This window comes from Paenibacillus sp. FSL P2-0121 (assembly GCF_037975345.1).
GTDB classification, from domain to species: domain Bacteria; phylum Bacillota; class Bacilli; order Paenibacillales; family Paenibacillaceae; genus Paenibacillus_AQ; species Paenibacillus_AQ odorifer.
Window position 1 is genome coordinate 134,456 of record NZ_CP150245.1, and the last position, 20,500, is coordinate 154,955.

15 protein-coding genes, 10 tRNA genes, 3 rRNA genes and 1 other RNA gene are annotated in these 20,500 nt (G+C 46.6%); all 29 read left to right on the plus strand.

The genetic code is table 11. The features are described from left to right. Positions 1 to 21: 21 nt before the first annotated feature. The 29 genes from MKY54_RS00625 to MKY54_RS00765 all read left to right on the plus strand — a co-directional run bounded on the left by MKY54_RS00625 (position 22) and on the right by MKY54_RS00765 (position 20,467). Positions 22 to 1,299, plus strand: coding sequence for a radical SAM protein (locus MKY54_RS00625; RefSeq protein WP_038568079.1), 1,278 nt, complete (start codon positions 22 to 24; stop codon positions 1,297 to 1,299). A gap of 121 nt (positions 1,300 to 1,420) precedes the next feature. Further along, positions 1,421 to 1,618: a 50S ribosomal protein L31 gene (gene rpmE / locus MKY54_RS00630; protein WP_036679927.1), complete on the plus strand. Its 198-nt coding sequence runs from the start codon at positions 1,421 to 1,423 to the stop codon at positions 1,616 to 1,618. A gap of 117 nt (positions 1,619 to 1,735) precedes the next feature. After that, positions 1,736 to 2,004: signal recognition particle sRNA large type (gene ffs / locus MKY54_RS00635), an RNA gene on the plus strand. Between the two features lie 137 nt (positions 2,005 to 2,141). Beyond that, positions 2,142 to 3,911: a DNA polymerase III subunit gamma/tau gene (gene dnaX / locus MKY54_RS00640; RefSeq protein WP_339189088.1), complete on the plus strand. Its 1,770-nt coding sequence runs from the start codon at positions 2,142 to 2,144 to the stop codon at positions 3,909 to 3,911. A gap of 47 nt (positions 3,912 to 3,958) precedes the next feature. After that, the gene (locus MKY54_RS00645; protein WP_036679924.1) at positions 3,959 to 4,270 is read left to right on the plus strand and encodes a YbaB/EbfC family nucleoid-associated protein; all 312 of its coding nucleotides are present in this window, start codon (positions 3,959 to 3,961) and stop codon (positions 4,268 to 4,270) included. 38 nt (positions 4,271 to 4,308) lie between these two features. Beyond that, positions 4,309 to 4,908 (plus strand): recombination mediator RecR, encoded by a 600-nt coding sequence (gene recR / locus MKY54_RS00650; RefSeq protein ID WP_036679922.1) that lies wholly within the window; start codon positions 4,309 to 4,311, stop codon positions 4,906 to 4,908. A 137-nt stretch (positions 4,909 to 5,045) separates the two neighbouring features. Next, the gene (locus MKY54_RS00655) at positions 5,046 to 5,297 is read left to right on the plus strand and encodes a DUF2508 family protein (protein ID WP_076130375.1); all 252 of its coding nucleotides are present in this window, start codon (positions 5,046 to 5,048) and stop codon (positions 5,295 to 5,297) included. A gap of 33 nt (positions 5,298 to 5,330) precedes the next feature. Further along, positions 5,331 to 5,597, plus strand: a complete 267-nt coding sequence (locus tag MKY54_RS00660; RefSeq protein WP_038568084.1) for a pro-sigmaK processing inhibitor BofA family protein — start codon at positions 5,331 to 5,333, stop codon at positions 5,595 to 5,597. A gap of 302 nt (positions 5,598 to 5,899) precedes the next feature. Then, positions 5,900 to 7,457 (plus strand): 16S ribosomal RNA (locus MKY54_RS00665). Between the two features lie 124 nt (positions 7,458 to 7,581). After that, a 5S ribosomal RNA gene (rrf, locus tag MKY54_RS00670) occupies positions 7,582 to 7,698 on the plus strand. Between the two features lie 46 nt (positions 7,699 to 7,744). Then, a tRNA-Ile gene (locus MKY54_RS00675) sits at positions 7,745 to 7,821 on the plus strand. Positions 7,822 to 7,845: 24 nt separating this feature from the next. Further along, a tRNA-Ala gene (locus tag MKY54_RS00680) sits at positions 7,846 to 7,921 on the plus strand. A 139-nt stretch (positions 7,922 to 8,060) separates the two neighbouring features. Then, positions 8,061 to 10,987: ribosomal RNA gene (locus MKY54_RS00685) — 23S ribosomal RNA — on the plus strand. The 16S, 23S and 5S rRNA genes sit together here with 10 tRNA genes alongside, the layout of an rRNA operon. Positions 10,988 to 11,069: 82 nt before the next feature. Next, positions 11,070 to 11,161, plus strand: a tRNA-Ser gene (locus MKY54_RS00690). Between the two features lie 30 nt (positions 11,162 to 11,191). Then, positions 11,192 to 11,268, plus strand: a tRNA-Met gene (locus MKY54_RS00695). Between the two features lie 8 nt (positions 11,269 to 11,276). Further along, a tRNA-Val gene (locus MKY54_RS00700) sits at positions 11,277 to 11,352 on the plus strand. 31 nt (positions 11,353 to 11,383) lie between these two features. Beyond that, positions 11,384 to 11,459 (plus strand) — tRNA-Thr (locus MKY54_RS00705). A gap of 14 nt (positions 11,460 to 11,473) precedes the next feature. After that, positions 11,474 to 11,551 (plus strand) — tRNA-Asp (locus MKY54_RS00710). A 62-nt stretch (positions 11,552 to 11,613) separates the two neighbouring features. Continuing rightward, positions 11,614 to 11,686, plus strand: a tRNA-Phe gene (locus MKY54_RS00715). An 8-nt stretch (positions 11,687 to 11,694) separates the two neighbouring features. After that, a tRNA-Tyr gene (locus MKY54_RS00720) sits at positions 11,695 to 11,780 on the plus strand. Positions 11,781 to 11,785: 5 nt separating this feature from the next. Continuing rightward, positions 11,786 to 11,858: transfer RNA gene (locus tag MKY54_RS00725), tRNA-Lys, on the plus strand. A 149-nt stretch (positions 11,859 to 12,007) separates the two neighbouring features. Beyond that, positions 12,008 to 13,102: a helix-turn-helix domain-containing protein gene (locus tag MKY54_RS00730; RefSeq protein ID WP_339189091.1), complete on the plus strand. Its 1,095-nt coding sequence runs from the start codon at positions 12,008 to 12,010 to the stop codon at positions 13,100 to 13,102. Positions 13,103 to 13,213: 111 nt separating this feature from the next. Then, complete coding sequence (gene ugpC, locus MKY54_RS00735) at positions 13,214 to 14,335, plus strand: sn-glycerol-3-phosphate ABC transporter ATP-binding protein UgpC (protein ID WP_076126826.1); 1,122 nt, start codon at positions 13,214 to 13,216, stop codon at positions 14,333 to 14,335. Positions 14,336 to 14,545: 210 nt separating this feature from the next. Next, positions 14,546 to 15,484 carry an HPr(Ser) kinase/phosphatase gene (gene hprK, locus MKY54_RS00740; RefSeq protein ID WP_036687047.1) on the plus strand — a complete coding sequence of 313 codons (939 nt, stop codon included), beginning with the start codon at positions 14,546 to 14,548 and terminating at the stop codon, positions 15,482 to 15,484. Between the two features lie 12 nt (positions 15,485 to 15,496). Then, the gene (gene lgt / locus MKY54_RS00745; protein WP_076126827.1) at positions 15,497 to 16,528 is read left to right on the plus strand and encodes a prolipoprotein diacylglyceryl transferase; all 1,032 of its coding nucleotides are present in this window, start codon (positions 15,497 to 15,499) and stop codon (positions 16,526 to 16,528) included. A gap of 5 nt (positions 16,529 to 16,533) precedes the next feature. Next, positions 16,534 to 17,190: a pyrophosphatase PpaX gene (gene ppaX / locus MKY54_RS00750; RefSeq protein ID WP_076126829.1), complete on the plus strand. Its 657-nt coding sequence runs from the start codon at positions 16,534 to 16,536 to the stop codon at positions 17,188 to 17,190. Continuing rightward, positions 17,187 to 17,696 (plus strand): acyltransferase, encoded by a 510-nt coding sequence (locus MKY54_RS00755; RefSeq protein WP_172628771.1) that lies wholly within the window; start codon positions 17,187 to 17,189, stop codon positions 17,694 to 17,696. The genes ppaX and MKY54_RS00755 overlap by 4 nt, the downstream gene beginning before the upstream one ends. Positions 17,697 to 17,989: 293 nt before the next feature. After that, complete coding sequence (locus MKY54_RS00760; protein ID WP_076179137.1) at positions 17,990 to 19,198, plus strand: acyltransferase; 1,209 nt, start codon at positions 17,990 to 17,992, stop codon at positions 19,196 to 19,198. Between the two features lie 111 nt (positions 19,199 to 19,309). Continuing rightward, positions 19,310 to 20,467 (plus strand): acyltransferase, encoded by a 1,158-nt coding sequence (locus MKY54_RS00765; protein WP_339189093.1) that lies wholly within the window; start codon positions 19,310 to 19,312, stop codon positions 20,465 to 20,467. Positions 20,468 to 20,500: the final 33 nt, after the last annotated feature.

Consider the following 20,500-nt stretch of genomic DNA (forward strand, 5'->3'; position numbering starts at 1 on the left):
CGATAATAAGAGGAGACTAACATGTATTTGGTATATGCCGACGGGCAAGGAAACGTATATGATCATCCCGAACTGTACGGGCTAGCCCGTAGTGGGGATATGATTGTTGAAATGCTGGAGGAAGAATTAATTCCATTACCAGAAGGTGCTACGCTCGTGGGCTTGCCTAGTACACGTGCTGTGGGTATGAATCCTGAGACGGGTGAAATGATGTCTTTGCCGGAAGGTTCGCAGGCTGTCGGAGCGCTGCTGCCGCAAGGCTACACTCGTCTATGTCTTCCTGGTTATGTGAAGACAGATAAGTCTTATAAGCTTCCTCTGTTTGGGTATTCGGCTGTAGTGTGGAAGGATGGCGGGTTCTATGTTGCGGCAGACCCTACCGATAATCCAGAGAAATGGAATCCACTTAATTGTGACAAAGAAGATCTTGAAGTCAGTGTTGGTGAGATGACAGCCAAATATCCTGATAACCGCCTCTATGAGCATCTTTCTAACTGTGCGCTTGGCTATGAATGCCTGACTTCCTCCAATACCTTTTTAGGGCGTTGGGAGGGCGGTGTGCCCGTCTCTTATTCATGTAATGCTGGATGTTTTGGCTGTATTTCTGAGCAACCTGATGATAGCGGCTTTGTATCTCCGCAGACTCGGATGAATTTCCGGCCTACGGTCAACGAAATTTCACAAGTTATGTTGGAGCATTTAAAGACGCCTGAATCGATTATCAGCTTTGGACAAGGCTGTGAAGGGGAACCTTCCACGCAGGCAAAACTTATTATAGAAGCTATTCGTGAAGTGCGCTCGATTACTGATATGGGCTATATCAATATCAACACCAATGCGGGATTAAGCGATCATATGCGAGGAATCGTTGATGCTGGGCTCGATTTGATGCGCGTCAGCACTATCAGTGCCCTTGATGACCATTATAATGCTTATTACAAACCACGCGGTTATACATTGGCCAATGTAGAAAAATCTTTGAAATACGCTGCTTCGCAAGGGGTTTACACATCGATCAATTATCTGATCTTCCCTGGAGTGACTGATCGCGAAGAAGAGATTGAAGCGATGCTGGAGTTTGTAAGACGTACTGATCTTAAGCTTATTCAGATGCGCAATCTAAACATTGACCCGGAGAGTTATTTAGAGTTGATTCCTCCTGCCCAGGGTGAAATCCTTGGGATGAAGACGATGCTTGATATTTTCCGCGATGAACTGCCGGATGTAGTTATAGGCTCTTATACACATGTGCCACCAGCAGATATGGCGCGGGCTAAGCGGCGGGGAATCAATATTTAAGCAGCTAAAATGTAAAAATGAAACATATTGCCCAATTTGATATTTCGTGCTAAAATACCACAGTGTAATCATATAACTCTGGGTCCGCATGAGGCTTAGGGCATGAGAGGTGAAATTCAAAATGCAAGAAGCAATTCAACCAAAGTATAATGTAACTAAGGTAACCTGCGCATGTGGCAACACTTTCGAAGCTGGCTCTGTTAAACAAGAGCTTCGTGTCGAAATTTGCTCCAACTGCCATCCGTTCTTCACTGGCAAGCAGAAGTTCTTGGATGCCGGCGGTCGCGTTGATAAATTTAAGAAGAAATATGGTATCTAATTTGAACAGTCGCTTTGCGGCTTAACGGTTAGATTGAGCCCCCAGTTGTATAGCTGAGGGGCTCATTTTATGTCTTGGAGTTGATTTTTGTCCGAGCGTGAGCTATACTTATCTTCGCCGTGCTAGACGGGGAGGTAGCGGTGCCCTGTAACTCGCAATCCGCTGTAGCGAGGTTGAATTCCTGTTAGAGGTGCTATCGATGTGAGGCCTTGGTTCCTACGGGCTGTGTTGACAGTTGGGTCCTCCGCAATGAGTGCTTATGAACCTGGTCAGGTCCGGAAGGAAGCAGCCATAAGTAAGATTACTCTTGTGCCGGAGGGTGGCCTAACTCGAGCAGTCATGTAGGGTTGCCGCTTGGATCGTAGCCATCAATAACAGGTGCACGGTTTATAATTCTGTTTATCATAGCATCTTTGCCACAAGCAAAGATGCTTTTTGTTTTTGGTCAATAGCCGATGAATATAGTATAATAAATTTGCGACAAATGCCGGGAAAGCGGCAGCTTAAGAGAGGGTAATGCATAGTGGAACATATCGCGCTGTACCGTGCTTGGCGGCCGCAGTCGTTTCAAGACATGGTTGGACAACAGCACATTATCCAAACGCTGCAGAACGCAATTCGTGAACAGCGGGTTTCGCATGCCTATCTGTTCAGCGGTCCGCGGGGAACTGGTAAGACAAGTGCTGCTAAAGTCTTAGCTAAAGCGGTTAACTGTGAACGTGGGCCAGGTCCGGAACCTTGTAACGAATGTCCATCCTGCCTGCGAATCGCTGCGGGTAATGTAATGGATGTGCAGGAAATAGATGCGGCATCAAACCGGGGCGTAGAGGAGATTCGTGATCTGCGTGAGAAGGTGAAGTATGCACCTACCGAGGTGCGCCGTAAAGTGTATATCATTGATGAAGTGCATATGCTGACGACAGAAGCTTTTAATGCTCTATTAAAGACTTTGGAGGAACCGCCGTCACATGCGATGTTTATTCTTGCGACAACGGAACCTCACAAATTGCCGGCGACAATAATTTCCCGTTGTCAGCGTTTTGACTTCCGTAGAGTGGCGTTAGAAGAACAGACCGCCCATCTGACTGCTATTTGTGAGAAGGAAGGGATTACAGCGGATAACAACGCATTGCAGTATATTGCCCGTCTATCTGATGGTGGTATGCGTGATGCATTGAGCTTGCTGGATCAGATTTCATCCTTTACAGATGGTAATGTTACGTACGAGCAAGTGTTAGGAATGACAGGAGGAATTCCCTCCGAGCAATTTGCACGTCTTGCCACTGCCATATTAGAAGGTGATATGGGTCTTCTTCTGGAGCTCGTTGAGCAGCTTATGCATGAAGGTAAAAGTGCAGATAAATGCCTAGAGAATCTCATGTATTATTTCCGTGATTTATTGATGATTAAGATGGTACCCGAGGCCGATCAATTAACAGAGCGGGTGCTGAATCCTGCTGAATTTAAAGATATGGCCACCGCATTTTCTCGGGAGCGTCTATTTCAGATTGTAGATACAATCAATAAATACCTAGGTGAAATGAAATACGCAACACATCCTCAGACACTGTTTGAAGTGGCGCTGATGAAGCTTTGCAGCTTGCAGCAAGAGGTAAGTCAGAGTGCCGCATTTGCTCCGTTAGGTGAAACAAATGCCGGAGTAAGCGCGAATCATTCGAGCATTGACTCTGGTGAACTGGATCTTCTCAAAAGACAGATCGCAGCACTGGAGAAGAAGCTGGAACAGGCAATGCAATCCGGTGGTATTTCCGGAGGAGGGCGTGATGGTGCTCCTGCACCGAAATCGCACGCGGTTCCAACACCGCGGGTTTCTTCAGCCTCCAAAATGCCTCCTAACGTAGATAGGTTTATTGCTGGTAAGGATAGTCCCGATTTTGCAGCTATCTATAAACAGTGGAGCCTTGTCCTGCAGGGAGTAAAAGAGGAAAAGGTAACGGTTCATGCATGGTTTGTAGACGGTGAGCCAGTATCAATTATGGAGGATGCGGTGCTTGTTGCATTCAAGAACACGATTCACCGCGATACTACTGAGAAGCCGGCAAACAGACAGGTTATTGAGAGTGTGCTTGCAGCGCGTCTAGGAAAACCTTATAGACTTGTAACCATGATGCTTCGTGACTGGAATGAAGCTGCCCAGAAGTCTGTGGGACAGACTGGCAAAGAAGAACTGCAATTGGAGCATGAACACGATACTGCAGAAGCTAAACCTGAACCTTGGATTGATGAGGCTATCCAGCTTTTTGGAGAAGACCTTGTTGTCATAAAAGAGTAATATAAACTTACTAGCGCTAATTGCGCATTCCAAAGGAGAGACGATGTATGAATAATATGAACCAAATGATGAAGCAAGTTAAGAAAATGCAGGAGCAAATGCTTAAAGCTCAAGAGGAACTCGGAGGCAAGGTTATTGAGGGTTCATCAGGTGGCGGCGTAGTTACTGTTCAAGTAAACGGCCACAAAAAATTGCTGTCTATTCAAATTAAACCGGAAGCCGTTGATCCGGAAGATGTTGAAATGCTGCAAGATCTTGTAATCACTGCTGTAAATGATGCATTGACTCAAGCTGAAGAGCTTGCTAACAATGACATGGGTAAATTCACTGGTGGAATGAAGATCCCAGGCTTGTTCTAATAGCCCACTCCACTTCAGTCTAAAGGAGAATTATTAATTTGTATTATCCCGAACCGCTAGCTAAGCTGATCGATGCTTTTACGCGTTTGCCCGGGATTGGACCGAAGACAGCCGCCCGGTTAGCTTTTCATGTGCTTAACATGAAAGAGGATGAAGTCATTGATTTTGCAAAAGCGCTAGTAAGCGTCAAACGCAATCTTCACTATTGCTCGGTCTGCTGTAATATTACGGATACGGACCCATGTAAGATATGTCAGGACAAAACTAGAGATCCTTCAGTGATATGTGTGATTCAAGACTCTAAGGATTTGGTGGCTATAGAACGAACCAAGGAGTTTAATGGATATTACCATGTTCTTCAGGGTGCTATTTCACCTATGGAAGGTATCGGCCCTGATGATATTCGCCTGAAAGAATTATTAACCCGTCTGAGTGATGAGAGAGTAAGCGAGCTTATAATGGCGACTAACCCCAACATTGAGGGAGAAGCAACGGCGATGTACATTTCTCGTCTTGTTCGGCCGTTTGAGATTAAAATCACCAGGATAGCTCATGGCTTGCCTGTAGGTGGCGATCTTGAATACGCTGATGAAGTTACTTTGTCCAAAGCGTTGGAAGGCCGTCGCGAGCTATTCTAGCAGCTCTATAGTGGTATTTTTCAAAAAGGAAGCCCTCGGGTTTCCTTTTTTTTGTTCTAAGTTTGTCCCTATCCCGATATGAATGAGAATAACGAGATGTGTATTTTGCATCAGAATTATTCTGAGGAGGAATTGAAATGGGATGGTGGAGAGAGCTGTGGTGGGGAGTGGATAAGGAACAAGGCGCAAAGGAAAGTGAGGGATGGGAAACCCTCTTAGAGGTCCGTAAGGCGCATTCAGAGTGGGAGAGGGCGTACCTGATGTTCGACGAGGCGTTGGGACAGGATCAGATAGATTACGCGATATATATTTTGGAGGCTGCAGAACGTAAATATCAGATACATCTCAAACATGCAAAAAGCTTGGGGTTGAACAGCAGTCAAATATAAGGGCTTATAAATAAATGTATAAGGGGGATCTACATGCTTAGAATGATAGCTATGGGCGTATTGATATTATCCGTTATCTTATTAGGTTTAGTTGTATTTAGAAAAAAGCTGGGTTTTGGGTGGCTAAGTTTATTTGGGGTTCATTTGGTATTGGCTGCACTCGGGATATATGTAGTGAACTTCTCAGGTTTGCTCACGCAGGTGTATATCCCTTTGAACCCTGCAACTATAGGCGCAGTAACGGTTCTTGGGCTTCCTGGCGTGGTTATGTTGCTCGGATTAAGAATAATTTTATTTTAATGCTTGACGTGGCTTTGAAAAATATGATACATTAAGTCTCGCCCGTTTGGACAAGCTGTTGATTAACAACTTGCTGAAATGGTCAAGCAAAAAAAGAAATTAAAAAAATGCTTGACGAAAACAAAGGCGCTGTGATATATTATAAAGGTCGCTGCTGACAAGCAACGACGACGAAAGATGAGACATTGATCTTTGAAAACTGAACAACGAGTGAGTAGGAAATCACGTAAGTGAAATCCAAAATTAGAGAATTAATTTTCTCGTCAGATGTTTCAAAATGAGCATATCGCTCTTTTCAATACTAATTGGAGAGTTTGATCCTGGCTCAGGACGAACGCTGGCGGCGTGCCTAATACATGCAAGTCGAGCGGAGTTGTTTTGAAAGCTTGCTTTCAAAACAACTTAGCGGCGGACGGGTGAGTAACACGTAGGCAACCTGCCCTTCAGACTGGGATAACTACCGGAAACGGTAGCTAATACCGGATAATTTCTTTTTTCTCCTGAGAGAAGAATGAAAGACGGAGCAATCTGTCACTGAGGGATGGGCCTGCGGCGCATTAGCTAGTTGGTGGGGTAACGGCCCACCAAGGCGACGATGCGTAGCCGACCTGAGAGGGTGAACGGCCACACTGGGACTGAGACACGGCCCAGACTCCTACGGGAGGCAGCAGTAGGGAATCTTCCGCAATGGGCGAAAGCCTGACGGAGCAACGCCGCGTGAGTGATGAAGGTTTTCGGATCGTAAAGCTCTGTTGCCAGGGAAGAACGTCCGGTAGAGTAACTGCTACCGGAGTGACGGTACCTGAGAAGAAAGCCCCGGCTAACTACGTGCCAGCAGCCGCGGTAATACGTAGGGGGCAAGCGTTGTCCGGAATTATTGGGCGTAAAGCGCGCGCAGGCGGCTATTTAAGTCTGGTGTTTAAACCTTGGGCTCAACCTGAGGTCGCACTGGAAACTGGGTGGCTTGAGTACAGAAGAGGAAAGTGGAATTCCACGTGTAGCGGTGAAATGCGTAGATATGTGGAGGAACACCAGTGGCGAAGGCGACTTTCTGGGCTGTAACTGACGCTGAGGCGCGAAAGCGTGGGGAGCAAACAGGATTAGATACCCTGGTAGTCCACGCCGTAAACGATGAGTGCTAGGTGTTAGGGGTTTCGATACCCTTGGTGCCGAAGTTAACACAGTAAGCACTCCGCCTGGGGAGTACGGTCGCAAGACTGAAACTCAAAGGAATTGACGGGGACCCGCACAAGCAGTGGAGTATGTGGTTTAATTCGAAGCAACGCGAAGAACCTTACCAGGTCTTGACATCCCTCTGAATCCGCTAGAGATAGCGGCGGCCTTCGGGACAGAGGAGACAGGTGGTGCATGGTTGTCGTCAGCTCGTGTCGTGAGATGTTGGGTTAAGTCCCGCAACGAGCGCAACCCTTAACTTTAGTTGCCAGCAAGTAATGTTGGGCACTCTAGAGTGACTGCCGGTGACAAACCGGAGGAAGGTGGGGATGACGTCAAATCATCATGCCCCTTATGACCTGGGCTACACACGTACTACAATGGCCGGTACAACGGGAAGCGAAGCCGCGAGGTGGAGCCAATCCCATCAAAGCCGGTCTCAGTTCGGATTGCAGGCTGCAACTCGCCTGCATGAAGTCGGAATTGCTAGTAATCGCGGATCAGCATGCCGCGGTGAATACGTTCCCGGGTCTTGTACACACCGCCCGTCACACCACGAGAGTTTACAACACCCGAAGTCGGTGGGGTAACCCGCAAGGGAGCCAGCCGCCGAAGGTGGGGTAGATGATTGGGGTGAAGTCGTAACAAGGTAGCCGTATCGGAAGGTGCGGCTGGATCACCTCCTTTCTATGGAGAATCGTTCTCTGCAATGAGGACATTCAAATCGGAAGCTCAGCTTCCACAATAGAACCTTCGGGTTCGAACACTCACTCGTGTTCAGTTTTGAAAGAGCAAGTCTCTTTCGTATGCGTTTGGTGGCGATAGCGGAGGGGTTCCACACGTACCCATCCCGAACACGACCGTTAAGCCCTCCAGCGCCGATGGTACTTGGACCGAAGGGTCCTGGGAGAGTAGGACGTTGCCAAGCGGACAACCAATTCATTGGTTGATTCACAATGTTATATATGTTATATGGGCTTTTAGCTCAGTTGGTTAGAGCGCACCTCTGATAAGGGTGAGGTCGGTGGTTCGAGTCCACCAAGGCCCACCATATAACATTATAGAGTAATTTTATGGGGCCATAGCTCAGCTGGGAGAGCGCCTGCCTTGCAAGCAGGAGGTCAGCGGTTCGATCCCGCTTGGCTCCACCATAAATTTTTAAATGAATAACTTTTTCAACTTGATCCTTGAAAACTGGATACCGAAACGAATTTGCGTTTTAGAACATCTTTTAGCATCTTGTGTAAACAAGTAAATGTTATTAGTGAGATTTTTCTTCGGAAGAATCAAGGTTAAGCTAATAAGAGCACACGGAGGATGCCTAGGCGCCAGGAGCCGACGAAGGACGTGGCGAACAACGAAACTGCCTCGGGGAGCTGTAAGCAAGCTTTGATCCGGGGGTGTCCGAATGGGGAAACCCAGCTGTGGTAATTCGCAGTTACTCATTTCTGAATACATAGGAAATGTAGAGGCAGACCAGGGGAACTGAAACATCTAAGTACCCTGAGGAAGAGAAAACAATAGTGATTCCGTCAGTAGCGGCGAGCGAACGCGGAACAGCCTAAACCTAAGAGCTTGCTCTTAGGGGTTGTGGGACGTCTCACATGGAGTTACAAAGGAATATGGTAGGTGAAGAGGTCTGGAAAGGCCCGCGATAGAGGTAAAAGCCCTGTAACCTAAACTGTATTCTCTCCGAGACGGATCCCGAGTAGTGCGGGGCACGTGAAACCCCGTATGAATCCAGCAGGACCATCTGCTAAGGCTAAATACTACCTGGCGACCGATAGTGAAACAGTACCGTGAGGGAAAGGTGAAAAGCACCCCGGAAGGGGAGTGAAATAGAACCTGAAACCGTGTGCTTACAAAAAGTCAGAGCCCTATTAATGGGTGATGGCGTGCCTTTTGTAGAATGAACCGGCGAGTTACGTTTAACATGCAAGGTTAAGCCGAGAAGGTGGAGCCGCAGCGAAAGCGAGTCTGAATAGGGCGAATTAGTATGTGGACGTAGACCCGAAACCGTGTGATCTACCCCTGTCCAGGGTGAAGGTGCGGTAACACGCACTGGAGGCCCGAACCCACGTACGTTGAAAAGTGCGGGGATGAGGTGGGGGTAGCGGAGAAATTCCAATCGAACTCGGAGATAGCTGGTTCTCCCCGAAATAGCTTTAGGGCTAGCCTCGGTATAAGAGTAGTGGAGGTAGAGCACTGATTGGGTGCGGGGTCCGCAAGGATTACCAAGCTCAGTCAAACTCCGAATGCCATATACTTATTGCCGGGAGTCAGACAGTGAGTGCTAAGATCCATTGTCAAAAGGGAAACAGCCCAGACCATCAGCTAAGGTCCCCAAGTGTGTGTTAAGTGGGAAAGGATGTGGAGTTGCACAGACAACCAGGATGTTGGCTTAGAAGCAGCCACCATTGAAAGAGTGCGTAATAGCTCACTGGTCGAGTGACTCTGCGCCGAAAATGTAACGGGGCTAAACACACCACCGAAGCTATGGCTAGATACGTATGTATCTGGGGTAGGGGAGCGTTGTGTAGGGGTTGAAGGTGTACTGAAAAGAGCGCTGGACACTACACAAGTGAGAATGCCGGTATGAGTAACGAAAAGATCAGTGAGAATCTGATCCGCCGAAAGCCCAAGGTTTCCTGAGGAAGGCTCGTCCGCTCAGGGTAAGTCGGGACCTAAGGCGAGGCCGAAAGGCGTAGTCGAAGGACAACAGTTTGAAATTACTGTACCACCGTAATCCGCTATGAGCGATGGGGTGACGCAGGAGGGTAGTGACGCGGACTGATGGATGTCCGTCTAAGCAGTGAGGCTGATGTGTAGGCAAATCCGCACATCGATAAGGCTGGGCTGTGATGGGGAGCGAAAATTATAGTAGCGAAGGTCATGATCTCACACTGCCAAGAAAAGCCTCTAGCCAGGAGAAGGTGCCCGTACCGCAAACCGACACAGGTAGGCGAGAAGAGAATTCTAAGGCGCGCGGAAGAACTCTCGTTAAGGAACTCGGCAAAATGACCCCGTAACTTCGGGAGAAGGGGTGCCCCGGTAGTGTGAATAGCACGAGGGGGCCGCAGTGAAAAGGCCCAAGCGACTGTTTAGCAAAAACACAGGTCTGTGCGAAGCCGCAAGGCGAAGTATACGGGCTGACGCCTGCCCGGTGCTGGAAGGTTAAGGGGAGTGGTTAGGGGTAACCCGAAGCTATGAACCGAAGCCCCAGTAAACGGCGGCCGTAACTATAACGGTCCTAAGGTAGCGAAATTCCTTGTCAGGTAAATTCTGACCCGCACGAATGGCGTAACGACTTGGGCGCTGTCTCAACGAGAGATCCGGTGAAATTTTAATACCTGTGAAGATGCAGGTTACCCGCGACAAGACGGAAAGACCCCATGGAGCTTTACTGCAGCTTGATATTGAATTTGGGTACGATCTGTACAGGATAGGTGGGAGCCGTAGAAATCGGAGCGCAAGCTTCGGTGGAGGCGCCGTTGGGATACCACCCTGATCGTATCTAGGTTCTAACCTAGTACCCTTACCGGGTACGGGGACCGTGTCAGGCGGGCAGTTTGACTGGGGCGGTCGCCTCCTAAAGAGTAACGGAGGCGTTCCAAGGTTCCCTCAGAATGGTTGGAAATCATTCGCAGAGTGCAAAGGCATAAGGGAGCTTGACTGCGAGACCTACAAGTCGAGCAGGGACGAAAGTCGGACTTAGTGATCCGGTGGTACCGCATGGAAGGGCCATCGCTCAACGGATAAAAGCTACCCTGGGGATAACAGGCTTATCTCCCCCAAGAGTCCACATCGACGGGGAGGTTTGGCACCTCGATGTCGGCTCATCGCATCCTGGGGCTGAAGTAGGTCCCAAGGGTTGGGCTGTTCGCCCATTAAAGCGGTACGCGAGCTGGGTTCAGAACGTCGTGAGACAGTTCGGTCCCTATCTGTCGTGGGCGCAGGAAATTTGAGAGGAGCTGTCCTTAGTACGAGAGGACCGGGATGGACGTACCGCTGGTGCACCAGTTGTTCCGCCAGGAGCATGGCTGGGTAGCTACGTACGGACGGGATAAGCGCTGAAAGCATCTAAGCGTGAAGCCCCCCTCAAGATGAGATTTCCCAATTAGTAAGACCCCTTGAAGACGACGAGGTAGATAGGTTGGAGGTGGAAGTGCAGCAATGCATGGAGCTGACCAATACTAATCGGTCGAGGGCTTATCCTATACGTAGAATGCAAATTCGTTTCGGATTCAGTTTTCAGGGAGTCAAATTCCTGTTTGGATTGCTGTGGTACTGATATCGTTTGGAGAGATACCCAAGTGGCTATAAGGGGACCCTCTGCTAAGGGGTTAGACTGCGTAAGCGGTGCGTGGGTTCGAATCCCACTCTCTCCGCCATTTTCAATCCATAGCAATACTAATTATTGTGGCGGTGTAGCTCAGCTGGCTAGAGCGTACGGTTCATACCCGTGAGGTCGGGGGTTCGATCCCCTTCGCCGCTACCATAATACCTGGAGGCTTAGCTCAGCTGGGAGAGCATCTGCCTTACAAGCAGAGGGTCGGGGGTTCGATCCCCTCAGCCTCCACCATTTTCATCTTTTAGAATTGCTTTTACACCGTGCCGGTGTAGCTCAACTGGTAGAGCAACTGACTTGTAATCAGTAGGTTGGGGGTTCAAGTCCTCTCGCCGGCACCATTTTTAATTAATGCGGAACCGTGGTGTAGTTGGCCTAACATGCCTGCCTGTCACGCAGGAGACCGCGGGTTCGAATCCCGTCGGTTCCGCCATTTTTTCCACAAAATGAGTGGGAAGTGTAAGACTTTTCCGCTTAATTGTCATGTAATCTTATGGCTCGGTAGCTCAGTCGGTAGAGCAGAGGACTGAAAATCCTCGTGTCGGCGGTTCGATTCCGTCCCGAGCCACCTTTTTTGGGGGATTAGCGAAGTGGCCAAACGCATCAGACTGTAAATCTGCTCACGTACGTGTTCGGTGGTTCGAATCCATCATCCCCCACCATTTATGAGCCATTAGCTCAGTTGGTAGAGCACCTGACTTTTAATCAGGGTGTCGAAGGTTCGAGTCCTTCATGGCTCATCCCAAACAGAAAGTCACCACCTTAGGGTGGTGGCTTTTTTTGTGTTTTTATGTCGTATTATAGTAGCGCGCTGCTGTAGTGATTAACATAATATTAGAGAATATGCTAAAATAGGCGAAAAGAGCAAAAGTGGTGGAGTATGGTGACTATGGATAGCGAAACATTGCGGAAAAAGTTAGAGCAGCTCACCGGAAAGAAAACCGGAATCAAGCAGTTAGGGAGGCAACATTCAGCTTCTCTTTTTAGCCTGGGATTGGAAGCACAAGAACAGCCGGTAATCCATGAAGGTCATCTTTGGGCACCATTATATGAGACTGATGGACGTGTAACCGCTGTCTGGGTGGAATTGGATGGACTTAACTCTTTGGAAATACAATTAGTGAATTATGCAGTTCGAAACTTTGCAATTGCACTAAAAGCTACTGGGGTTAGAGAAGAAGGGGAAGCGGAGGCTCGGCAGCTGGGTATCTGGTTGAACACCGAACTGGAGCAAGAGAAAAATGACTCTGAGATACCCGATGAGATGGCTCTAAAGGGACGTTTATTCGGAGATATGGTTCCATTCCTACTTAGCAGTGAGAATGCACATAGCCCGCAGATCACTTATCGTTCCTTAATGAAGCTGCTGCGCAGCTATTTTGAGAATGAAATTCTGCTTATACCTCTTCAAGAAAAAGAATGGTTAATATTGGCCCGGAAGGAACTACTCACGGGCGGAGATGATAAGGATGAGGAAGAAGAGAGTGTAGATGAAATTCTGGCTCAGACCAGTATGGGCTTACACGAACTGATAGCCAGCGAATGGGTAGGTGTATTCCATTTGGCTGTAGCTCCGGCTATCGTTCCTGTTAAGGGATTGACGGGATCCGTGGCCTTGCTGAGGGAGACTATTGTACTCGGACGTATTTTCCAAGTGGGTGAATATATTCATTTACCTTGGGAGCTGCATTTGGAACGTTTGGTTAACAGCATTCCTGATGCACGGCGTAAACAGTTACTTGGACAGATTGGCGACTATTCTACCGTACTATCGGATAAAGAGATGCTGATGACCCTGGAGACGTTTTTTGAGATGGATTGTAATGTAAGTGAAACAGCCAAGAAGCTATATATTCATCGCAACACGCTTTTATACCGTCTGGACAAGATAAAACAGGAGACGGGTGCCGATGTGCGTAGCTTTGGGGACGCTGCTATTGTGAAGCTTACTATGCTTTTGTATAAAGTGACGAAAAGGAAATAGGTTTTTTGTGAACGTTACAAATAGCCACCGTGTCCCGTCTAGGGTAATATAAATGTACAAGGAAAAAAGAATTTTTCAATTAATCAATAATTAACTCGAGGGGGAAATACAATGGCAGGCGTACGTTTAGAGCATATTTTCAAAAAATACCCGGGTTCAGATAAAGCAACAGTAATGGATATCAATCTTGATATTAAAGATAAGGAATTTCTAGTATTGGTTGGACCATCCGGTTGCGGTAAATCCACAACTTTGCGTATGATCGCTGGTCTGGAAGAAATCTCCGAAGGTAAAATGTACATTGGCGATCGTGTAGTCAACGACGTTGCACCTAAAGACCGAGATATCGCGATGGTATTCCAATCCTACGCCCTGTATCCGCATATGAGCGTATACCAAAACATGGCTTTCGGTTTGAAACTTCGTAAAGTGAAGAAAGATGAAATCGACAAGAAAGTACGTGAAGCTGCTAGAATTCTCGATATCGAGCATTTGCTAGATCGTAAACCAAAAGCACTTTCCGGTGGTCAACGCCAACGTGTCGCTTTGGGACGCGCTATCGTACGTGATCCACAAGTCTTCTTGATGGATGAGCCTCTTTCCAACTTGGATGCTAAACTTCGTGGTCAAATGCGCGCTGAAATCACTAAACTGGTTAAACGCCTTGAAACCACTTGTATCTACGTAACGCATGACCAAACAGAAGCTATGACAATGGGTGACCGTATCGTAGTTATGTATGATGGTATCATTCAACAAGCTGCTTCCCCTGAAGAGTTGTACAATGAACCAACTAACCTGTTCGTAGCTGGATTTATCGGATCCCCTACAATGAACTTTATCAATGGTACTTTGTCCGAAGCAAACGGTTCTATCCGTTTCCGCGCTGAGAACCTTGATGTTGAAGTACCAGGCGGAAAAGCTCAAATCATCCGCAGCAAAGGCTACATTGGCAAAGAAGTAATTATGGGCGTTCGTCCAGAAGATATCCATGAAGAGCCAGTATTCTTGGAAGCTTCCCCGAACACAATCTTTACTTCATTGGTTGATGTAACTGAAAACCTTGGTCACGAAATGCTCCTTTACTTGAGCGGCCTTGGTAAATCTACTGTAATCGCTCGTGTAGATGGACGTTCCACTACTCGCGAAGGCAGCAAGCCAAAATTGGCTATCGATATGAACAAAGTTCACTTCTTCGATAAAGAATCCGAAGTTAACATTCTGTTGGGATAAGATCGCAGGATCTTTTCTCTCTTGATAAAGCCACCCGAAAGGGTGGCTTTATTGTTTAATTAGGGTCGTAATGGATAGGCGTTAAGATTGCATTCACAAGCGTTATCAATTAAGATAGCAGGAGAATTACCTCCGGAATTGTAATGAGATCGCTGTCAACCGGACGCAGTAAGCGGACATATACCGCAGGTGACGAAAGGACGAATTTACATGGCTAAGAAAGTAAAAGTATCTGAATTGGTACAACATTTTCAATTAGAGGTTATTTCCGGCCAGGAAGGTCTAAAACGACCTATTACGGTCGATGACCTGAATCGCCCTGGACTAGAGATTGCTGGTTATTTCGAATATTATCCGGAAGAACGTGTTCAATTATTAGGTAAGACAGAACTCGCATTCTTCTCCATGCTGCCTGAAGCTGAACGTAAAAGTAGGCTTCGTGGAATCTGTAATGACAATACCCCTTGTATCGTAATTACCCGTAGTTTGGATGTGCCACAGGAGTTAATTGATATAAGTAATGAAAAGGGACTTCCTGTGCTTCGTAGCTCGATGGCTACGACTATTTTCTCCAGCCGTTTGACGAGCTTCTTAGAAGGGAGATTAGCCCCTACAGCAACGATTCATGGTGTACTCTGTGATGTATATGGTGTAGGTATGCTGATTACTGGTAGTAGTGGTATTGGTAAGAGTGAGACAGCCCTTGAACTTGTAAAACGTGGACATAGACTGATCGCTGATGATGCCGTGGAAATCCGCCAGACTTCAGATAACCAGCTGCATGGTACAGCCCCTGAGTTGATCCGTCACTTGTTGGAAATTCGCGGAGTAGGTATCATTAACGTAATGACACTTTTTGGTGCGGGTGCTATCCGTAATCATAAACGGATTACACTTGTCGTTAGATTAGAGGCTTGGCAGCAAGACAAGCAGTATGACCGGCTTGGACTTGATGAGGAAACAACGCGGATTATTGATACCGATGTTCCACTTGTAACCATTCCTGTACGTCCAGGACGTAACCTTGCCGTTATTATTGAGGTTGCTGCGATGAACTATCGCCTGAAGCAAATGGGCTTTAATGCAGCCCTGCAGTTTACGAATAAGTTAACTGCGACCATATCTGAGGATATGGACGATCTCGATTAGGAGTGTGAGACAATGTTCCCATTAGCAATAGATCCTATTGTATTCTCAATTGGATCACTGCCTGTACACTGGTACGGGTTAATACTAGGGGTCGGTGCACTCGCGGGATTATTTCTTGCGATCCGCGAGGGCAAACGGTTCGGAATCCCGCAAGAATTCTTTATGGATATGCTGCTACTGGGTGTACCCTCGGCAATTATAGGGGCACGGATTTATTTTGTAGCTTTTAAATGGGACGATTATAAGCATAATCTGATAGACGTCTTTAAGATCTGGAATGGCGGCATCGCCATTTACGGCGCATTAATAGGAGCGATTATTTGCGGAATTATTTATTTCCGTTATAAGGGTTACCCTTTTTGGCGTATTGTTGATATTTGTGCACCTGGACTACTGGCGGGTCAAATGATTGGCCGCTGGGGAAACTTTGTCAACCAAGAGGCATACGGCAGCGTAGTTGAGGAATCTTTTTTACGGGATAAACTGCATTTACCTGACTTCATCGTTAATCAAATGTACATAGGAGATGCTTTTCATCATCCGACCTTCCTGTATGAATCTCTTTGGAGCTTACTAGGGATTGCGTTATTGATGGTTCTCCGTCGTCAGAAGTTTGTACGTGCTGGAGAAATCTTCATGTCTTACTTTATATGGTATTCCATCGGTCGGTTCTTCATCGAGGCTGTGCGTACTGACAGTTTAGCTTTTAACGGAAGTGCAGGACTGGCTTCGTTTATAAACGGCTTATGGAGTCCGATGGAATGGTTAGGTTTTGAACAAGGATATCTGGATCCTGCCTATGGTAATATTCGTATTTCTCAGCTGCTTTCTCTACTTATTATTGTGGCAGCTATATTGCTGATCGTTATTCGCAGAGTAACCGGAGAGCCTAAAGCACATTATTCTGACCCTATCGTATGTACTAAACCGATCCAAGCAGATACTGTAGTGCCAGAAAGCGCAGTAAATACACCGCAGAAAACTCGTCAAGGAACACAACCTGAGCAAGGACAGCCAGCGGATGGAGATAAGAAGGAGCAGTAAAACTTATGATAGAATGCGTTCTTTTTGATCTGGATGGAACGATTGTCGATACGAATGAGCTAATCATTAGCTCATTTATGTACGCGCTGAAGGACAATGGTCTGGCTCCACTGACCAGAGAAGAGATAATTCCGCATATGGGAACAACCCTTCAGCAACAGATGAGAGTATTCTCTGGACTAGAGGATGTAAATGGTACGTTAGAAAAGTCCTATCGTTCTTATAATAATGAGCATCATGATGAGTTAGTGCGTTCCTTTCCGCTTGTAAAGGAGACCATTGAGGAGCTCTCGCGTCGTGGGATCAAACTTGGGATTGTAACTACTAAGATCCGTCCAACAACGATCAAGACCCTGGAAAGGTTCGATTTACTTAAGTACATGGATACGATTGTGACTGTGAACGATGTTACTGAACCAAAGCCACATCCGGAGCCCGTACTGACAGCGGTCCACAACCTTGGTGTTGATCCTCGCAAAACCTTAATGATAGGTGACAGTGCAGTTGATATTCAATCAGCCAAAGCTGCCGGTGTATACGCTGCTGGAGTATCTTGGTCTTTGAAGGGCGAGGATACGCTCCGCAAGTATGATCCGGACTTTATCATCCATAACATGAAGGATATTATAGAAATTATGGAGCGAGGAACGAATGAATCGTGAGAAACGTAACCCGTTATCCAGTAGAAGGTCATAACTCACTTTGGTATATTTACCGTACGGTCAGCCCTTGGAAGGGTGTCCGCAACTTTATTTTTATTCAGATTGCCCGCTATTGTCCGATTCTACCGTTAAAGAATTGGATCTATCGACGGATGCTGGGGATGAAGGTTGGTAAACACACGGCTTTTGGTCTTATGGCAATGGTGGATGTGTTTTTTCCGGAGAAAATAACGGTAGGTGAGAATTCTATTATTGGTTATAACACGACGATTCTGGCGCATGAGTATCTGATCAAGGAATATCGTCTGGGCGAAGTGGTGATCGGTGAAAATGTATTGATCGGCGCGAATACAACGATTCTTCCCGGTGTAACCATTGGAGATTGGGCAGTTATAGCTGCTGGCTCCGTGGTGCACAAAAATGTGGCGGCTGGCTCTTTTGTCGGAGGCAATCCTCTGCGAGAGCTGCGCCCCTCTTCAACGGAAGAACATTCGGAACAAGTGTAAACGATGCTTTTTTAACCCTGCAGTTACATATTGCGTTTTTTTAGCGCAGGTTCTGCAGGGTTTCTTGCGTCTTAGAGAAGATTATTAAGGAAACTTTAAGTTCTTCTTAAGTTTTTAGAACAGATACATTCGATATAATTAGCGTTAGTGATAAGGCGAATCCCACGCTAGGCATTCAGCTTCAAATATCAGAATGTAAAATCAGCAGGTGCAGGCTTCCTGGTATTTTCAGTTTCCACATTCCGCTTAGCGTCTCTATGAACAACCATCATAGTAGAGAAGAGGAATATAATATGAACACTGCGAGACAGGAAAGGCTGCCCCAGCTGGATATTTTCAGAGCATTAGCGATCTTAGGCGTATTGCATGTGCATTCCTCATCTTTTGCCGCTGGAGAGCAGGCACTGCATTCCCCTTATTATTACTGGCTGAACTGGATCAACATTTTCTTTAAATTCGGTACGCCCTCATTTATTTTTCTGAGCAGCTTTGTATTGTTTTATAATTATTATGGGCGTCCTGTGACACGCAGCTTGATTATTAATTTCTACCGTCGTCGATTAAAGTATATTTTATTACCTTATCTGCTAGCCTCTATGGGCTATTACGCACTAACCTTATATGTGAACGGACGATTGACCCAGAACCTCGGTGGCAACCTGTACAGCTTTATTAGAGCGTTATTCTCAGGTTCCGCATATGCGCATTTGTATTTTGTATTTATCAGCATTCAGTTTTATTTGCTTTTTCCAGTACTGCTTAAGCTACTCCAGAGTTCCCGCTTTTTAATTAAATGGGCGGTTCCGCTCGGATTGGCACTTCAGTGGGGGTTTATTTTCTGGAATAAATACGAACTGCACATTGTTGAAAAAGGGAGCCTGGCGATCTCTTATCTGGCTTATTATATGATGGGTGCTTATATCGCAATTCACTTTGAGAAGGTGAAGACTTGGCTGATGAAGCCATGGAGGGGGCTAACTGCCAAGCAAAAAGGATGGACTGCCCTGTTAGTGAGCGGGTGGTTAATTGCAGCCTTTATCCATGTGCAGCTATGGTATGTGGCCCGCCATTTTGGGGTGTGGACGGATTCGCTGTGGTACGAGCTATTATGGAATGTCCATACGATGTTATCAGCATTGGTTCTGTTGTATGCTACATTCCTGATCTATCGTAAGGCCTCTCGCGGGATTGTTGCTTTTTTAACACGTTTGGGTGAACTCTCATTTGCGATATATTTGATTCATCCGCTATTGCTGGCGGTATATCGCAGGTTCCGATATCAGATTCCCCTAGAGTCGCTAACATATGTTTTGTTCATCTACGGAGGGCTTGTGGTCGCACTGGGAGGGAGCTGGCTTATTGTGCAGTTTGCTTTCCGGCGAGTTCCGGGTTCATGGATTATTTTTGGAAGCGTGCCTCGCTCTTTGGAATCCAGTCCGGAGGAAAAGTCAGGTTATATCTCTGAGGAACGGGCAAAGGGGTTCGTGCAGCAGGAGAAATAGCGTTAGAAGAAGGTCTGATACACGCACACGCTAAAACGTGGGGAAGTAGCCTTCATAATATTTGATTAAAAAGGCATCATTTCGATGCGGAGCTTAACAGGAGGAAAGATTATGAGACAAAAAGAAAGAATTCCGCAGCTGGATATTTTTCGGGCGATTGCTATTTTTGCAGTGCTGGCTATTCATGCTACTTCACGAACGTTGGCGGAGACACTAGGTACAAACATGTTTCATCCGTTCTTATTTATTAATAAATTCAGCCAGTTCGCCGTACCTTCATTCATATTTTTGAGTGGGTTCGTGCTCTTCTATAACTATATTGACCGTCCGCTGGGTGGCAAAACGCTAGGAAAGTTCTACACTAGAAGGCTGCTTTATATTATTGTGCCTTATGTAGTATTTTCACTGCTGTATTTTGCGTTAAAAATGAATGCCGGGAATACTTGGGGCTTACCTCCGGGGGAGATGGCTTCTAAGCTATGGAAGTATTTATGGACAGGAACGGCATATACGCATCTGTATTATATTATTATCATTATTCAGTTTTACGTGTTATTTCCGCTTATTTTGTGGTGTTTGCAAAAGGTTCGTCATCTGGCGGCTTGGGCGCCACTGATCGGGTTATTACTACAGTGGGGTTTTGTGCTGCTGAATAAATACATGACCAATCACGGGTATTGGCAGTTATCCAAGGGGAGTCTGGCGATCACTTATTTCTCGTATTTCCTGCTGGGTGCTGGGATTGCAGTGTATTACTCTTCTTTGAAAAAATGGTTAGTGCCTTCACGTGAAGGCTGGCGCGCCGGTAAAGGTCCGGTTTGGATTACGTTGTGGTTGTTATGGATTGTAGCAGGGGTTGTTCATGTTGAGCTATGGTTTAACAATTACACGAAAAAAACTGTCATCAACAGCTTATGGTATGAGGGTTTCTCTAATTTACATGCGCTGCTCTCTTGTGTGGTGCTGTTGCAAATCTCCTTCTTGCTCTATGGGGCGGGTCGTAGCTTGCTGACAAGACTTTTGGTATCTGTGGGAGCATGCTCCTTCGGAATTTATCTATTGCACCCTATGCTGCTGTATTTCTATAGAAAATTACCGTTTCACGGGGGTTCTCTTGCGTACATCGCAGCGATTGTAGGAGGATGGCTTGTTGCGCTGCTGGTTTCATGGCTGGCAGTGGCTCTCGTCTTCCGGTATGTGCCTGCGTCTTGGATTATTTTCGGATCAGGCGCACCAAAGAAAGCAAAAACAGGCTCCATAAGCGCATAGTCTACTGCTAGGTAATATAAAAGCGCCGGTCTC